Source organism: Streptomyces sp. GL_141 (assembly GCF_057834385.1).
On sequence record NZ_CM174402.1, the window covers coordinates 3321189 to 3335913 of the forward strand.

The window sequence follows — 14725 nt, forward strand, 5'->3', positions numbered from 1 at the left end:
GGGACGGGTTCTTGGGGCGTGGAGCGCCGGAGGTCGGTTCGCATCTGGTCGGGCCCGCTCTTTCGATTGTTGTCAGTGGCCGGGGTGAGGTTGTCGGGATGGTGACGACAGCGTTGGCGGGGGATACCGGGCATGCCCGGTGGGCCTTCCGCGTGCGCGTGTCGTCCACCGCGCTCGCCGCCCTGATGGGTGAGTGGGACCGGTGCCGGTGGATCTGGAACGAGTGCTGCGCGAAGTCGAAGCAGACGCACCTGTGGAACACGAACCGGCCCGAGGGGACGGACAAGCGGACCTGCGGCCCTGCGCAGCTCGACAAGATGCTGACCGAAGCCCGAACCCGGAACGCCTGACTGCGGGAGGGGTCCTCGGTTGTGCAACAGCAGATGATCCGGGATTTCGGGAAGTCCCGCGCCAAGCCGCAGAAGGACATCAACGACCGGCTGCCGGTGCGGCGGCGGGCCGGCATGCCGAAGTGGAAGAGGAAGCGGGAAGCGCTGCCGTCCCTCAACTACACCAAGCGCGGTTTCCGCTTGAAGGATGATCGCCTGTACCTGGCGGGCGGGATCGCTCTGACGGTGGTGTGGTCGCGGAACCTTCCGGCCGATCCGTCCAGCGTGCGCGTGTACCAGGAGGCGGCGAAGAAGCAAGTCGCGAAGCTGCGCAAGAAGGTGGCCCGGCAACGCCAGGACACCGGCCGCAAGTGGGCCGAAGCTGTCGTCCGCGACCACGACGCCCTGGCCGTGGAGGACTTCCGCCCGACGTTCCTCGCCAAGTCCACCATGGCCCGCAAGGCTGCCGACGCGGCGATCGCCGCGACCAAGACGGCCCTTGTCCAGATGGGCCGCAAGCACGGCCGTGCCGTGTTCCTGGTACACCCCGCGCACACCACGATGGACTGCGCGCAGTGCGGAGCGAGAACCAAGCACGCACTACCTCTCTCGGAACGAACCTACGCCTGCACCGCGTGCGGAGCCGTGTCCCCCAGGGACAAGAACTCCGCCCGCGTGATGCTGGTCCGGGCTGGTCTCAACCCGGCCGGTGCTGAGGGCGCAAGACCACCTGAGGCGCTGCCTCAAGTGGCCGCCTGAGCCGGAAATCCCCGATCAGCCCTGGAGAGCGAGGGATCCCTCCCTCTCCAGGGAGGGGAGGATTCAAAAATAGTCCTCCAGGCGAGCCACGGCATAACCCTTGTCCGTGACGGTCTTCATGACGTGACGGATCATGTCAGTCATGCTGCCCTTCCAGTCTTCCTTGCCCCGGAAGTGGGTGAGGATGATGTCGCCGGGGTGCAGGTCCTTGTCCCACTCCCGCCAGTCCATCCGGTTCGGGAAGGCCTCTTCGTTCCACAGCGGAACGGCCTTGATCCCGCAGGACTTGGCCGCGCGCAGCGTGTCCTCGTTGTAGTTCCCGTACGGCGGCCGGAAGAGCGTCGGACGCTTGCCGAACGTCTTCTCGATCGTGTCCTGCTGTCCGCAGATCTCCTGGCGCTGCTTCTCGTACGAGAGCGCAGGCATGTAGCGGTGGTTGAGCGTGTGGTTGTTCAGGGTGACGCCCGCCGCCTGCATCTCCTTGAAGTACGGGTAGTTGTCCCGGACCAGGTAGTCGCTGAGGAAGGCGGTGTACGGGAGCTTCAGCTCCTGCATCATCTTCAGGAACTCGGGGTCCTTCTCGGCCCCGTCGTCGATCGTCAGGAAGACGACCTTCTCCTCCGTGGGGACGGTGGTGAAGACCGGGGGCAGCTCGTCCTGGCCCTCGACCTCGAAGCCGTCGCGGGTGGTGATCTCCGGCTTCTCCTTGGGCGCTTGCGGAGCGACGAGCGGCGGCTTGGCCAGCCCCCACTTCTTCGCGGCGACGATCCTCGCCTGCTGGAGGGCCTTGAGCTTCTCGGCGTAGGTGCCGAGCGCGCCGGCCGCTCCGGCCTGCTCGCCCGCGGCGCCCGCGGCGGCCTTCGCCTTCGCTGCCTTGTCCGGCGTCTCGGACCCACCGGCTCCGCACCCCGTGCCGAGTGCGGCGACGAGCAGTGCGGCCATCGCGGCCGTACCCAACCGGCCGCGCGCGACTGCCGCGATCCGGTGACCGTGTAGCGTCTTATGTTCCTTTTGTCGTACTAGCTGCATAGTTGGGGATCTTTACACCCTTCACGCACGCGCCGCGGGCGACACCGCGAGGGGAATCCGACCTTCCTCCGAGTGGCCCACCGTGGCCGACAATGGACCCGTGACCCCCGAAGACTTCGCCGCGCTCCTCGCCCCCGAGGGCCACGCCCTCCTCGACTCGCTCCGCGACTACGACCCCGCCCAGGAGCTCGCCGTCGCCACCCGGCTGCGCCGCGAGCACCCCGCCGCGCTGGTCTCCGCGGCCCTCGGACAGGCCCGGCTGCGCCAGCGCGCGGTCGCCAAGTTCGGGGCCGAGGACGCCCACCGGATGTACTTCACCCCCGGCGGCGGGGAGATGGCCACCCGCGCCTCGGTGGCCTCGTACCGCGCCGAGCGGCTCGCCGCCCTGGGCGTACGGAGCCTCGCGGACCTCTGCTGCGGGATCGGCGGCGACGCGCTGGCCCTGGCCCGGCTCGGCATCCGCGTCCTGGCGGTGGACCACGACCCGCTGACCGTCGCGGTCGCGCGGGCGAACGCCGAGGCGCTGGGGCTGGCGGACCTGATCGAGGTCCGGGAGGCCGATGTGACGGGGGTCGACACCGCGGGCTACGACGCCGTCTTCATCGACCCGGCCCGCAGGGGCGGGCGGGGCAGGATCTTCGACCCGGAGTCCTACTCGCCGCCGCTGTCCTGGGCGATCGCCACCGCCCGGGCCGCGAAGGTGGCCGCCATCAAGATCGCCCCCGGGATCCCGCACGAGGCGGTGCCCGCCGAGGCCCAGGCCGAGTGGATCTCCGACCAGGGGGACGTGAAGGAGGCCGTGCTGTGGTTCGGGACGGCCCCGGGCGAGATCCGCGCCACCCTGCTGCCCGGCCCGCGCGCGCTGGCGACCGCCGCTCCGCTGCCCGACCCCGAGGCCGGCCCCGTCGGCCGCTACCTCTACGAGCCCGACGGGGCCGTGATCCGCGCCCACCTCGTCGCCGAGGTCGCCGAGCAGCTGGGCGGCCGGCTGATCGACCCGACCATCGCGTACATCACCGCCGACGAGCTGCGCGAGACCCCGTACGCGACCTCGTACGAGATCACCGACGTGCTGCCGTTCGGACTGAAGAAGCTCAAGGCGCTGCTGCGCGAGCGCGGGGTCGGCATCCTCACGGTGAAGAAGCGGGGCTCCGCGATCGAGCCCGAGGAGCTGCGCAAGAAGGTCAAGCCGCAGGGGCCGAACTCCGCCACGGTGTTCCTGACCCGGGTCGCCGGGGCCCCCTCGATGCTGATCGGCTCACCGACCGCCAGGCCCTGACGGTCCGCCGGACCCGGGAACCTCGGCCCGGACCCCGCTCCGGACCCCGCCCGCGCCACCGCCCGCGCCTCCGAAGACCCGCAGCGCCCACCGGTAGTGCGCGCCCGCCTTGCCGAGGCCCAGCAGGGCGGTGATCCACAGGATCATGCCGAGGCCCATGGTGTAGGCGACCTCCCCGTAGGTGTCGGCTCCGGGCCGGGCCGAGGCCGCCGACCCGAAGGTCACCCAGAGTCCGAGCCCGCCCAGGGCGAAGGAGGCCAGCAGCCAGATCAGGCTGCGCCCGGGGGCGCGTACGGCGGAGTCCACGGACGGGTCCCGGTCCAGCTCCGCCCAGGCGCACAGCAGCCGGCGGACCTGCCGGTCCCGCTTGGCGCCCCAGGCGAACCAGAACCCGGCCGGTATCAGCACGCCCACGCCGAGCAGCGCGAAGATCAGGCCGAAGACGTACGCGAACGGATCGTGCGTCTCGATGGCCATCAGGGCCATCCCGACGAAGGACCAGCCCAGGGCGAAGACCGCCGAGACCGCCCAGAGGAGCATGAGCCGGCCGAAGCCCAGACTGCGCCGCCCGAGCTCCCCCAGGAACCGGGCGCGGTCGGCCCGTACGGCATGCGCGTCGAGCCAGGCGCGCAGGTGCTCGGGAGGGGGCGGCGGCGGCAGGTCACGGCGGGGCATGCGCATGACCATATCCGCACGCCACGGCACCCGCCGGGCCGCCGGGCGGGGCTCAGCCTCCGCCCGGCTCCCCGACCCCCACCGATTCGAAGCGCCAGCGGTGGACCGCCCGAGTGATCAAATCGTCTGCGGGCTCCGGCAGTTCGGGCAGGTCCGCGCCGATCCCCTCGGAGGTCTCCCACCAGGTGATGACGAGGACCCGGTCCTGCGGGGCGCTGAACACCTCGCGCCGCACCGGGTCTTGGGCCAGGATCCGCGAACGGGCCCATTCCAGCAGCTCGTTGGCCCGCCCGGGCACGGCCCGGGCCTCCCACATCAGCGCGATGGTGCTCACGAGTACAGGTTGTCCTTGCTCAGCTCGTGCACGTGGTCGTGGTCGTGCGCATGACCGTGTCCGTGGGCGTGTCCGTGGCCGTCGCCGTCCCCGCCGCCCTCCCCGTGGGAATGGCCGGGAACATGCGGGTCGGTCACCGGCAGCGAGGAGTCCGCCGACAGGTCCCAGTCCGAAGGGGCCCTGTTCCGCTTGACCATCTCCGCGCCCAGCGCCGCCACCATCGCGCCGTTGTCCGTGCACAGCCCCGGCCGCGGCACCCGCAGGATGATCCCCGCGGCGTCGCAGCGCTCCTGGGCGAGGATGCGCAGCCGGGAGTTGGCCGCGACCCCGCCGCCGATCATCAGGTGGTCGACGCCCTCGTCCTTGCACGCACGGATCGCCTTGCGCGTCAGCACGTCCACCACGGCCTCCTGGAAGGAGGCCGCCACGTCGCGCACCGGCACGTCCTCGCCCGCCTTGCGCTTCGCCTCGATCCAGCGGGCGACCGAGGTCTTGAGCCCGGAGAAGGAGAAGTCGTACGGGGCGTCGCGCGGCCCCGTCAGCCCGCGCGGGAAGGCGATCGCCTTCGGGTCGCCCTCGCGTGCGAGCCGGTCGATGACCGGACCGCCGGGGAAGCCCAGCTGCAGGACGCGCGCGATCTTGTCGAAGGCCTCGCCCGCGGCGTCGTCGATCGTCGCGCCGAGCGGCCGTACGTCGGAGGTGATGTCGGGGGCGAGCAGCAGCGAGGAGTGCCCGCCGGAGACCAGCAGCGCCATCGTCGGCTCGGGCAGCGGCCCGTGCTCCAGCTGGTCGACGCAGATGTGCGAGGCCAGGTGGTTCACCCCGTACAGCGGCTTGCCCAGCGCGTACGCGTAGGCCTTCGCGGCGGAGACGCCCACCAGCAGGGCCCCCGCGAGGCCGGGGCCGGCGGTGACGGCGATGCCGTCGAGGTCGCGGGCGCTGACCCCGGCCTCCTTCAGGGCGCGCTCGATGGTGGGGACCATCGCCTCCAGGTGCGCGCGGGAGGCCACCTCGGGCACGACTCCGCCGAAGCGGGCGTGCTCGTCGACGCTCGACGCGATGGCGTCCGCGAGCAGCGTGGTGCCGCGGACGACGCCGACGCCGGTCTCGTCGCAGGAGGTCTCGATGCCGAGGACGAGCGGTTCGTCAGCCATGGGTCGTCTCACCTTGCAGGGGTACGGAGTGTGCGGAGTCGGGGAGTGCGGGATCGGGGTCCGCGGGGGCCTCGTGATCGGCCGGGTCGGACATGCGGCGCATCACGAGGGCGTCCACGTTGCCGGGCTGGTAGTAGCCGCGTCTGAAGCCGATCGGCTCGAAGCCGAAGCGCGCGTAGAGCTTCTGGGCCCGGACGTTGTCGACCCGCACCTCCAGCAGCACCTCGGCGCACTCGAACGCGGTGGCGGCGCGCAGCAGCTCGGTCAGCAGCCGGGCGCCGAGCCCGGTGCCCCACTGGTCGCGGGCCGCGGCGATGGTCTGTACGTCGGCCAGGTCCCCGGCGGCGGCCAGCCCGGCGTAGCCGACCAGCCGGCCCGCTTCCTCCGCCACGAGGTACCGGCGCGTGGCGCCGGGGCCGCGGGCGTGGGCGAGCTCGGACCAGAACATCCCCGCGGACCAGGCGTCCTCGGGGAACAGCTCGTGCTCCAGCTCCAGCACCGGCTCGATGTCCCACCAGCGCATCTCGCGCAGGACGACTGCTGAGGTGGCCGTCACTGCGGGGTGACCACCTTGTAGTTCTTGGGCACCTCGGCGTCGGGCCGGCGCAGGTAGAGCGGGGTCGGCGGCCGGCCGTCGGCGTTCTCGAAGGCCTCCCCCGCCGCCAGCCGCCGTGCGGCCAGGGCGGCCAGCGCGGCCGCGCTCTGGTGCTCGGGGGCCCGGGCGTCGGTGAACACCTCCGGGTACAGCTGCGCTCCCTGTCCGACGGCGGGCAGTCCGGCGACGCGCTCGGCGATGTCGGCCGGCCGGTCCACCGCGGGCTCGCCGGCCCGGGTGCGGGGGTCCTCGTAGCGGGCCCAGTAGACCTCCTTGCGCCGGGCGTCGGTGGCCACGACGAAGGGGCCCTCGATCCCGGCCTCGCCGGCCGCGTAGGCCAGGCCGTCGAGGGTGCACAGCCCGTGGACGGGCACGCCGAGGACGGAGGCGAAGGTGGACGCGGTCACGAGCCCGACGCGCAGTCCCGTGTAGGGGCCGGGGCCGACCCCGACGACGATGCCGGTGACGGCTTCGAGCTTCACCCCCGCCTCGGCGAGGACCTTGTCCACGGAGGGCAGCAGGAGCTCCCCGTGGCGGCGGGCGTCGACCTGGTTCGACTCGGCGAGGACGGACTCGCCGTCGTGCAGGGCGACGGTGACGGCGGGCGTGGCGGTATCTACAGCGAGCAAGAGCACGCGAACAGCCTACGACTCCGGGGCCCCCGGCCCTTGCGGCCGGTCTGCGGGCACCCCTGCTGCTACCTTCGGACCAGGTGTCGGGTGGTGATCGTCCGCCTGGCATCCGACTGGCATCGACTGACCATGCGGAGAGGTGGAGCAAGGTGGCACGCAGCAGCTCGGGAATCGTGGCCGGGCTCACCGTCGCGGCGCTCGCCGTCGTCGGTTTCCTCGGCTACCAGGCCTCCGCCTCCGCTCCCGCGCTCCCGCCGAAGGCCGCCGCACAGACCCCGGCGCCCGCTCCGAGCGACTCCGGCCCCGCCAAGACGGACCCGGCGAAGCCGGTGGCCCTGCCGGCCGGATCCGGCACCGGCGTCCGTGTCGTGTACTCGCTGAGCGCCAAGCGCGTGTGGCTGGTGGGACCCTCCGGGGAGCCCAAGTCCTTCGCGGTCGTGCCGAGCACGGTGCACCCGGCGCCCGGCAGTTACACGGTGGGCGGCCGCACCGGCTCGGTGACCGGCTCGGACGGGGTGCCGATCGAGCACGTCGTCCGGTTCGCGAGTCCGCAGGGGGTCACGGTCGGCTTCAGCGCCCGCGTGGACAACACCCTGCCGGCGCCCGACCCGGCCAAGAAGACCGGCGGTGTCCGCATGCTGCGCGCGGACGGGGACGCGATGTGGGCCTTCGCGACGATCGGCTCGAAGGTCGTCGTCGTTCCCTGACCCGACCGGCCGAGAGGCCCGGCCGCGACACGCCACATTCACTCGTACGGGGACTCCGCCGTCAGGCCGGTCCCTCACTTCAGGCCTCCGCAGGCCGCTTCAGGCCGCTTCGGACTCCGGGGCGGCCTGTTCGCCGTCCTCCGCCGTCCGCGCCCCGTCCTCTGCGGGATCGGGCTCCGGGGCGTGCTCCCGCGCGGGCGGGGTGGACACGGCGCTGGCGGCGACGCCCGCGGCGAGCAGCGCCCCCATGGACACGGCGGACGGGCGGGGGAACCCGCCCGCTGCTCCTGTTGCCGACATGGCTGCCTCCTGGCCGGGGCCAGCCCGTACTTAGGTACGCCTAACCAGCCCTCTGTACCATGTGACCACGCGCCCTGCCGCCCGCGCAATATCTTCCCGACGACTTGTCGGAACGTTTCCCGCCGCGCCGCGCCACGCCTACTCCGGCGACAGCACGCCCGCGAGGCTCTCCAGACCCGCCCCGGCCGACCAGCGGGTACCGATCCCGCGGACCATGACCTCGCGCACGTCGTCCAGGACCTCCTCGTGGCCCACCGCCCGGCGGATCACCACATGGAGCCGGTCGTCGGACAGCTCCTCGACCTTGCCGTCGCCCCATTCCACGACGACGACGGACTCGGGCAGCGAGACGTCGAGGTCCAGGTCCTCCATCTCGTCCAGGCCGCCGCCCAGCCGGTACGCGTCCACGTGCACCAGCGCCGGACCGCCGGACAGCGAGGGGTGGACCCGGGCGATCACGAAGGTCGGCGAGGTCACGGCCCCGCGCACGCCCAGGCCCTCGCCGAGGCCGCGGGTCAGGGTGGTCTTCCCGGCGCCGAGCTCCCCGGTCAGCAGGACGAGGTCGCCGGGGCGCAGCAGTCCGGCGATCCGGCGCCCGAGGTCCTGCATGGCGTCGGGCGAGCCGACGGTGACGTGCGTTTCCGTGTCAGGTACTTCTTCCATGCCCGCCAACGTTAGCCGCTGCGGGCACCGCCCCGGTGCGCGCGAGGAGCTCGGCGAGCAGCCGGGTCACCGTGTCCGGGTGCTCCAGCATCATCAGGTGCCCGGCGCCTTCCAGGACGACCAGCTCCGCGGAGGGGACCGCCTCCTTGATGGCCCTGCTGTGATCGGGCGGGGTGACCATGTCGCCGTCCCCGGCGATGACGGTGACGGGGATGTCCGCGAACCGCTGGAGGGCGGCCGTCTTGTCGTGCGCCTGGAAGGCCGGGTAGAACTCGGCGACCACGTCGATGGGCGTGGCCTCGATGAGCCGCTCGGCGAAGCGGGCGACGGCCGGATCTACGTCGCGCGAGGCGAAGGAGTACATCTTCACCATGCCGGCGAACAGGTCGGCGGTGGCCCGCCGGCCCTTCTCCACCAGCTCCACCTGGGAGCCGAGCGCCTTGAGGACGCCGGGCAGCAGGCGTCGTACCGTCGAGAAGCCCAGGGCGGGCAGCCCGTACGTGACCTCGTCCAGGCGGCCGCTGGAGGTGCCGACCAGCGCCACCCCGGCCACCCGGTCCCGGATGAGGCCGGGGAACTCCTGGGCCAGTCCCATGATGGTCATCCCGCCCATCGAGTGACCGACCAGGACCAGCGGGCCCTCGGGGGCGGCGGCGTCGATGACGGCCTTCAGGTCGCGGCCGAGCTGTTCGAAGGTGACGGGCTCGCCGTCGGCCTGGGACAGGCCGCGCGCGCTGCGGCCGTGGCTGCGCTGGTCCCAGTAGACGGCACGGACCAGGCCGCGCAGGGCGGCACGCTGGAAGTGCCAGGAGTCCTGGGACAGGCAGTAGCCGTGGCAGAACACCACGGTCGGGCGGAGCGGAGCCTTGCGGCGCAGCCGGCGCCGCTTGCCCTCCTCGGGCAGCTCGTCGACCTCGTAGTACAGCGCGGTGCCGTCCTCGGCCCGTGCGGTGCCGGGGGCACCGCGCAGGGATCCGAAGTCGGCGGTCGCGTCGAGCGCGAGGCGCGCCTTCATGCGCATGCCCCGGCCGACGGTGATCCGTTCGACCGCCACCCCGGCCGCCGCTCCGGCGGCTATCACGCCGATGGCGGCGCCGGCCCAGCCCGCCTTGCGCCAGTTCTCACTCACGCCGCCGCCCCTCGCTCACTCAGACATTGAGGTACACGCGGGGGACCCGGCCCCCGATACGAGTGACGATCTCATAGGCGATCGTGTGCGCCGCTCGAGCCCAGTCCTCGGCGGTGGGTTCACCGCGCTCGGCGTCCCCGAAGAGGACGGCCTCGTCGCCGACGCGGACCTCGTCCCCGTCCCCGTCCAGGTCGACCACGAACTGGTCCATGGCGACGCGCCCGGCGACGGTGCGGACGCGGCCGCCGACGAGCACCGGGCCGAGCCCGGACGCGTGGCGCGGGACGCCGTCGGCGTAGCCCGCCGGGATCAGCGCGAGGCTGGTCTCCCGGTCGGTGACGTAGTGGTGCCCGTAGCTGACCCCGTGCCCGGCCGGCACCGTCTTGACCAGGGCCACGGAGGCCTTGAGCGCCATCGCGGGCCGCAGGCCGAGCTGGGCGGGGGTGCCGAGTTCGGGCGCGGGCGAGACCCCGTAGAGGGCCAGGCCGCAGCGCACCAGGTCGAAGTGGGATTCGGGGAGGGTGAGCGTGGCCGGCGAGTTGGCGATGTGCCGGACCTCGGGCTCGACGCCCTCCTTCTCCGCGTACGCGAGCATGTCGCGGAAGGCGGTCAGCTGGAGCTGGATGGACGGGTGTCCCGGTTCGTCGGCGCAGGCGAAGTGCGACCAGACGCCGGTGACGCGGACGGTCCCCTCGGACTGCGCGGCGACGGCCGCGGTCACCAGGGCCTCCCAGTCGGCGGGCTGGCAGCCGTTGCGGCCCAGGCCCGTGTCGGCCTTGAGCTGGATCCTGGCCGTCAGTCCGGTGGCGCGGGCGGCCTCCCGGACCTCGTCGAGGGCCCACAGGGCGCTGACGGCGACGTCGATACCGGCCTCGACGGCCTCCCGCCAGGGCCCGCCGGGGGTCCACAGCCAGCACAGGACGGGTCCTTCGATCCCGGCGGCGCGCAGCGCGAGGGCCTCCTCGGGCGTCGCGGTCCCGAGCCAGCTCGCGCCGGCCTCCTGCGCGGCCTTGGCGCAGGCCACGGCCCCGTGCCCGTAGGCGTTCGCCTTGACGACGGCCATCAGTGCGGAACGGGGCGCCCGCTCGCGCAGGGCCCGTACGTTCGCCCGGACGGCGTCAAGATCGATCTCGGCGTACACGCGCGCGGCTGTCTCGTTCATCGCCCCCAGTCTCTCAGAGCCCCACCCGACGGGCCGAACAGGCGGGGCCCGGTCACGCTGCCCGCGAGCGCGCTACCGGCACGTGCAGGCTCAAGCCGGCCAAAATCCTGCACGCTGTCCGCAAGCGCGCTACGGGCACACGCAGGCTCACACCGGCCGAAATCCAGCCCCGCCGGCGTTTGAGGCGCGGGGGCTCCGGGGGCGGCGCCCCCGGCAACGGCGCCGCACACCTGACCCGGGCGGAACCACCGGAGCCGGGCGGAACTAGCGGCGAGCGACCTCGCGCCAGGCCCGGGGCAGGGCTTCGGCCACCTGGTGGGCCAGGAGGGGGCCGCCGGTGAGGCGGGCCGCCAGGCCGTGGAGGTACGCCGCCACCGACCCGGCGTCCACGGCCGGCAGTCCGGCCGCCAGCAGGGACCCGGCCAGCCCGGACAGCACGTCCCCGCTCCCGGCGGTGGCCAGCCACGGGGTCCCGGTCGGGTTCACCCGCACGGGGCCGGGCCCGGCCGGGGCGATCAGGGTCGTGGACCCCTTGAGCAGGGTCACCGCCCCGTACCGCTCCGCGAGCCCCCGTACGGCCTCCAGCCGCCCCGCCTCGACCGTCTCCCGGGCGACCCCCAGCAGCGCCGCCGCCTCCCCCGCGTGCGGGGTGAGCAGGGTCGGGGCCGCCCGGGCCCGCAGCTCGCCGGGGTCCAGCCCGCGCAGCCCGTCCGCGTCCACCAGCACCGGTACCGGCTGCGCCAGCGCCTCCCGCACCTCCGCGCCGCCCTCGTCGCCCAGCCCGGGCCCGACCACCCAGGCCTGGACCCGGCCGGTCCCGATCAGCGTCTCCGGGTAGCGGGCCAGTACGGCGTCCGCCACGGCGGGCGGCCCCACGTAGCGCACCGCGCCCGCGCCGCCCCGCAGGGCCCCCGCCACGGCGAGCACCGCCGCGCCCGGGTAGCGCGCGGACCCGGCGACGATGCCGAGCACGCCGCGCCGGTACTTGTCGCTCGACGCCGTCGGCTCCGGCAGCAGCCCCGCCACGTCGGCGTGCTGGAGGGCCTCCACTTCGGGGGGCCCGAAGGACAGCCCGATGTCCACCAGGTGCAGCGCGCCCGTCCGCGAGGCCCCCGGGTCGATCAGCAGCCCCGGCTTGTACGCCCCGAAGGTCACCGTCACGTCCGCCGTCACGGCCGCTCCGGCCACCTCCCCGGTGTCGGCGTCCACCCCGCTCGGCAGGTCCACCGCGACCACCACCGCGCCCGCCGGGATCCGTTCCACCAGCGCGGCCGCGGCCGGCCGCAGGGCGCCCCGGCCGCCGATGCCGACCAGCCCGTCGAGCACCAGGTCGGCCCGCTCCGGCACGGCCCCGGCGAGGCGCCCGCCGGCGGCCCGCAGCGCGGCCAGGCCGCCCGCGTGCACCCGCTCCGGGTCCATCGCGACGGCCGTCACCCCGGCCCCGCGCCGGGCCAGCTTCGCGCCCGCGTAGAGGGTGTCGCCGCCGTTGTCCCCCGGGCCGACCAGCAGCAGCACGCGGGACCCGTACACGCGGGGCAGCAACCGCACGCAGACGGCGGCCAGTCCGGCCGCCGCCCGCCCCATCAGGGTGCCTTCGGGCAGCCGGGCCATCAGCTCGTGCTCGGCGGCCCGTACGGTCTCCACGCTGTAAGCAGTACGCATGACACCAGCCTGCCCGAAGGAGGCGCCGAGACGGCCTATCCCTCGGCGATCACCACGGCGGAGGCGATGCCCGCGTCGTGGCTGAGGGAGATGTGCCAGGACTTCACGCCCAGTGCCAGCGCCCGCGCCTCGACCGTCCCGGACACCCGCAGCCGCGGCTGCCCGCTGGCCTCCACGTACACCTCGGCGTCGGTCCACAGCAGTCCGGCGGGCGCGCCGAGCGCCTTGGCGAGCGCCTCCTTGGCGGCGAACCGGGCGGCGAGCGAGGCGGTCCCGCGCCGCTCGCCGCCCGGCAGGGTCAGCTCCGCGTCGAGGAACAACCGCCCGGCCAGGCCCGGCGTGCGCTCCAGCGCGGCACCGAACCGCTCGATCTCCGCCACATCGATCCCGACGCCGATAATCACAACAACAGCTCCAGCTAAGCCAACTACTCCACAGTCACCGACTTGGCGAGGTTACGCGGCTGGTCCACCTCGTTGCCGCGCGCCGTCGCCAGCTCGCACGCGAACACCTGCAGCGGCACGGTCGCCACGAGCGGCTGGAGCAGCGTCGGGGTGGCCGGGATGCGGATGAGGTGGTCGGCGTACGGGACCACCGCCTCGTCCCCCTCCTCGGCGATCACGATGGTCCGCGCCCCGCGCGCCCGGATCTCCTGGATGTTGGACACGATCTTGTCGTGCAGCACCGAGCGCCCGCGCGGCGACGGTACGACGATCACGACCGGCAGGTCCTTCTCGATGAGCGCGATCGGCCCGTGCTTGAGCTCGCCCGCCGCGAAGCCCTCGGCGTGCATGTACGCCAGCTCCTTGAGCTTGAGCGCGCCCTCCAGCGCCACCGGGTAGCCGACGTGCCGCCCCAGGAACAGCACGGTGTTCTTGTCGGCGAGCGACCGCGCCAGCTCCCGTACCGGTTCCATGGTCTCCAGTACGGTGTCCACCGCCGCGGCGATGTCCGACAGCTCCCGGATCACGGACCGGATCTCGTCGCCCCACTTCGTGCCCCGGACCTGCCCGAGGTAGAGGGCGACCAGGTAGCAGGCCACGAGCTGCGTCAGGAACGCCTTCGTCGAGGCGACGGCCACCTCGGGTCCGGCGTGCGTGTACAGCACGGCGTCCGACTCGCGCGGGATCGTCGAGCCGTTCGTATTGCAGACGGCCAGCACCTTGGCGCCCTGCTCGCGGGCGTGGCGCAGCGCCATCAGGGTGTCCATCGTCTCGCCGGACTGCGAGATCGCGATCACCAGCGTCCGCTGGTCCAGGATCGGGTCGCGGTAGCGGAACTCGCTGGCCAGCTCCGTCTCGCAGGGGATGCGCGTCCAGTGCTCGATGGCCAGCTTCGCGATCATGGCCGCGTGGTACGCCGTACCGCACGCCACGATCACGACCTTGTCGACCTCGCGCAGCACCGAGTCGGGGATGCGCACCTCGTCGAGGGTGAGCAGGCCGTTCGCGTCGATCCTGCCGAGGAGGGTGTCGGCGACGGCCTTGGGCTGCTCGGCGATCTCCTTGAGCATGAAGTAGTCGTAGCCCCCCTTCTCGGCCGCCGAGGCGTCCCAGTCCACGTGGTACGCCCGCACGTTCGCGGCCGTGCCGTCGAAGGTGGTCACCGTGACCCCGTCGCGGCGGAGCTCGACGACCTGGTCCTGCCCCAACTCGATCGCGGAGCGGGTGTGGGCGATGAAGGCGGCCACGTCGGAGGCGAGGAAGTTCTCGCCCTCTCCGACACCCACCACGAGCGGCGAGTTGCGGCGCGCGCCGACCACCACCTCGGGCTGGTCGGCGTGCACGGCGACCAGCGTGAAGGCCCCGTCGAGCCGGCGGCACACCTGCCGCATCGCCTCCGCCAGGTCCCCGCCCGCGCCCTCGAACCGCTCGGCCAGCAGGTGCGCCACGACCTCGGTGTCCGTCTCGGACTCCAGCCGGTGGCCGCGCTCGGCGAGCTCGGCCCGCAGCGCGGCGAAGTTCTCGATGATCCCGTTGTGCACGACGGCCACGCGCCCCGAATTGTCGAGGTGCGGGTGGGCGTTGACGTCGGTGGGCCCCCCATGGGTGGCCCACCGGGTGTGTCCGAGCCCCGTGGATCCGGCCGGCAGCGGGTGCCCGACCAGCTCCTTCTCCAGGTTGACCAGCTTGCCGGCCTTCTTGACGGCGGCGAGTTCCCCGTCGGCGAGCACGGCGACACCCGCCGAGTCGTAGCCGCGGTACTCCAGCCGCTTGAGTCCGGCAATGACCACATCGAGCGCCGACTGCGCTCCCACGTAACCCACGATTCCGCACATAAGCCGCAGGGTACGCCGTAGTTGGCTCCCTGCCCGGT

At 73.2% G+C, this 14725-nt stretch carries 15 protein-coding genes and 1 pseudogene; 3 read left to right on the forward strand and 13 right to left on the reverse strand.

Going from position 1 to position 14725, the window contains the following annotated elements:
• Nucleotides 1-98 precede the first annotated feature (98 nt).
• Nucleotides 99-1088: pseudogene (locus AC3IX6_RS14105) on the forward strand (RNA-guided endonuclease InsQ/TnpB family protein).
• A gap of 63 nt (nucleotides 1089-1151) precedes the next feature.
• Here AC3IX6_RS14105 and AC3IX6_RS14110 read toward each other — a convergent pair.
• Nucleotides 1152-2117: a polysaccharide deacetylase family protein gene (locus AC3IX6_RS14110; protein ID WP_489370463.1), complete on the reverse strand. Its 966-nt coding sequence runs from the start codon at nucleotides 2115-2117 to the stop codon at nucleotides 1152-1154.
• A gap of 100 nt (nucleotides 2118-2217) precedes the next feature.
• Here AC3IX6_RS14110 and AC3IX6_RS14115 point away from each other — a divergent pair, with 100 nt between their 5' ends.
• Entirely contained in the window at nucleotides 2218-3396 is a 1179-nt protein-coding gene (locus AC3IX6_RS14115) for a class I SAM-dependent methyltransferase (protein ID WP_489370465.1), read from the forward strand.
• On the opposite strand, the gene AC3IX6_RS14120 is transcribed toward AC3IX6_RS14115, so the two are convergent.
• From AC3IX6_RS14120 to tsaB, 5 genes are read right to left on the reverse strand one after another with little or no spacing between them, the layout of a single operon-like run.
• Nucleotides 3376-4071 carry a hypothetical protein gene (locus AC3IX6_RS14120; protein ID WP_489370466.1) on the reverse strand — a complete coding sequence of 232 codons (696 nt, stop codon included), beginning with the start codon at nucleotides 4069-4071 and terminating at the stop codon, nucleotides 3376-3378. The two genes, AC3IX6_RS14115 and AC3IX6_RS14120, sit on opposite strands and share 21 nt — an antisense overlap.
• Nucleotides 4072-4123: 52 nt before the next feature.
• On the reverse strand, nucleotides 4124-4405 hold the full coding sequence (locus AC3IX6_RS14125; RefSeq protein ID WP_489370467.1) for a hypothetical protein: 282 nt from the start codon (nucleotides 4403-4405) through the stop codon (nucleotides 4124-4126).
• A complete protein-coding gene (gene tsaD / locus AC3IX6_RS14130) occupies nucleotides 4402-5559 on the reverse strand; it encodes a tRNA (adenosine(37)-N6)-threonylcarbamoyltransferase complex transferase subunit TsaD (protein WP_489370468.1) in 1158 nt (385 codons plus the stop codon). The genes AC3IX6_RS14125 and tsaD overlap by 4 nt, the downstream gene beginning before the upstream one ends.
• A complete protein-coding gene (rimI, locus tag AC3IX6_RS14135) occupies nucleotides 5552-6082 on the reverse strand; it encodes a ribosomal protein S18-alanine N-acetyltransferase (RefSeq protein WP_489371446.1) in 531 nt (176 codons plus the stop codon). The genes tsaD and rimI overlap by 8 nt, the downstream gene beginning before the upstream one ends.
• Nucleotides 6083-6111: 29 nt before the next feature.
• Nucleotides 6112-6789 carry a tRNA (adenosine(37)-N6)-threonylcarbamoyltransferase complex dimerization subunit type 1 TsaB gene (tsaB, locus tag AC3IX6_RS14140; RefSeq protein WP_489370469.1) on the reverse strand — a complete coding sequence of 226 codons (678 nt, stop codon included), beginning with the start codon at nucleotides 6787-6789 and terminating at the stop codon, nucleotides 6112-6114.
• Nucleotides 6790-6935: 146 nt separating this feature from the next.
• On the opposite strand from tsaB, the gene AC3IX6_RS14145 reads away from it, so the two are divergent.
• Nucleotides 6936-7493 carry a hypothetical protein gene (locus AC3IX6_RS14145; protein WP_389694503.1) on the forward strand — a complete coding sequence of 186 codons (558 nt, stop codon included), beginning with the start codon at nucleotides 6936-6938 and terminating at the stop codon, nucleotides 7491-7493.
• 99 nt (nucleotides 7494-7592) lie between these two features.
• Here AC3IX6_RS14145 and AC3IX6_RS14150 read toward each other — a convergent pair whose 3' ends face one another.
• The 7 genes from AC3IX6_RS14150 to glmS all read right to left on the reverse strand — a co-directional run bounded on the left by AC3IX6_RS14150 (nucleotide 7593) and on the right by glmS (nucleotide 14687).
• Nucleotides 7593-7793: a hypothetical protein gene (locus AC3IX6_RS14150; protein WP_489370470.1), complete on the reverse strand. Its 201-nt coding sequence runs from the start codon at nucleotides 7791-7793 to the stop codon at nucleotides 7593-7595.
• Nucleotides 7794-7931: 138 nt separating this feature from the next.
• The gene (tsaE, locus tag AC3IX6_RS14155; RefSeq protein WP_489370471.1) at nucleotides 7932-8456 is read right to left on the reverse strand and encodes a tRNA (adenosine(37)-N6)-threonylcarbamoyltransferase complex ATPase subunit type 1 TsaE; all 525 of its coding nucleotides are present in this window, start codon (nucleotides 8454-8456) and stop codon (nucleotides 7932-7934) included.
• Nucleotides 8440-9585 (reverse strand): alpha/beta fold hydrolase, encoded by a 1146-nt coding sequence (locus AC3IX6_RS14160; protein ID WP_489370472.1) that lies wholly within the window; start codon nucleotides 9583-9585, stop codon nucleotides 8440-8442. The genes tsaE and AC3IX6_RS14160 overlap by 17 nt, the downstream gene beginning before the upstream one ends.
• A gap of 19 nt (nucleotides 9586-9604) precedes the next feature.
• Nucleotides 9605-10747: an alanine racemase gene (gene alr / locus AC3IX6_RS14165; RefSeq protein WP_489370473.1), complete on the reverse strand. Its 1143-nt coding sequence runs from the start codon at nucleotides 10745-10747 to the stop codon at nucleotides 9605-9607.
• A 264-nt stretch (nucleotides 10748-11011) separates the two neighbouring features.
• The gene (locus AC3IX6_RS14170) at nucleotides 11012-12409 is read right to left on the reverse strand and encodes an NAD(P)H-hydrate dehydratase (protein ID WP_489370474.1); all 1398 of its coding nucleotides are present in this window, start codon (nucleotides 12407-12409) and stop codon (nucleotides 11012-11014) included.
• Between the two features lie 35 nt (nucleotides 12410-12444).
• Nucleotides 12445-12813 (reverse strand): holo-ACP synthase, encoded by a 369-nt coding sequence (locus AC3IX6_RS14175; protein ID WP_250751491.1) that lies wholly within the window; start codon nucleotides 12811-12813, stop codon nucleotides 12445-12447.
• A gap of 23 nt (nucleotides 12814-12836) precedes the next feature.
• The gene (glmS, locus tag AC3IX6_RS14180) at nucleotides 12837-14687 is read right to left on the reverse strand and encodes a glutamine--fructose-6-phosphate transaminase (isomerizing) (RefSeq protein ID WP_489370476.1); all 1851 of its coding nucleotides are present in this window, start codon (nucleotides 14685-14687) and stop codon (nucleotides 12837-12839) included.
• Between the last annotated feature and the right edge of the window lie 38 nt (nucleotides 14688-14725).

Excerpts from the sequence above, each read along its gene's own strand:
- AC3IX6_RS14110 (WP_489370463.1), bottom strand. The coding sequence starts at position 2,117 with ATGCAGCTAGTACGACAAAAGGAACATAAGACGCTACACGGTCACCGG.
- AC3IX6_RS14120 (WP_489370466.1), bottom strand. The coding sequence starts at position 4,071 with ATGCCCCGCCGTGACCTGCCGCCGCCGCCCCCTCCCGAGCACCTGCGC.
- tsaD (WP_489370468.1), bottom strand. The coding sequence starts at position 5,559 with ATGGCTGACGAACCGCTCGTCCTCGGCATCGAGACCTCCTGCGACGAG.
- rimI (WP_489371446.1), bottom strand. The coding sequence starts at position 6,082 with ATGCGCTGGTGGGACATCGAGCCGGTGCTGGAGCTGGAGCACGAGCTG.
- AC3IX6_RS14150 (WP_489370470.1), bottom strand. The coding sequence starts at position 7,793 with ATGTCGGCAACAGGAGCAGCGGGCGGGTTCCCCCGCCCGTCCGCCGTG.
- tsaE (WP_489370471.1), bottom strand. The coding sequence starts at position 8,456 with ATGGAAGAAGTACCTGACACGGAAACGCACGTCACCGTCGGCTCGCCC.
- alr (WP_489370473.1), bottom strand. The coding sequence starts at position 10,747 with ATGAACGAGACAGCCGCGCGCGTGTACGCCGAGATCGATCTTGACGCC.
- AC3IX6_RS14170 (WP_489370474.1), bottom strand. The coding sequence starts at position 12,409 with ATGCGTACTGCTTACAGCGTGGAGACCGTACGGGCCGCCGAGCACGAG.
- glmS (WP_489370476.1), bottom strand. The coding sequence starts at position 14,687 with ATGTGCGGAATCGTGGGTTACGTGGGAGCGCAGTCGGCGCTCGATGTG.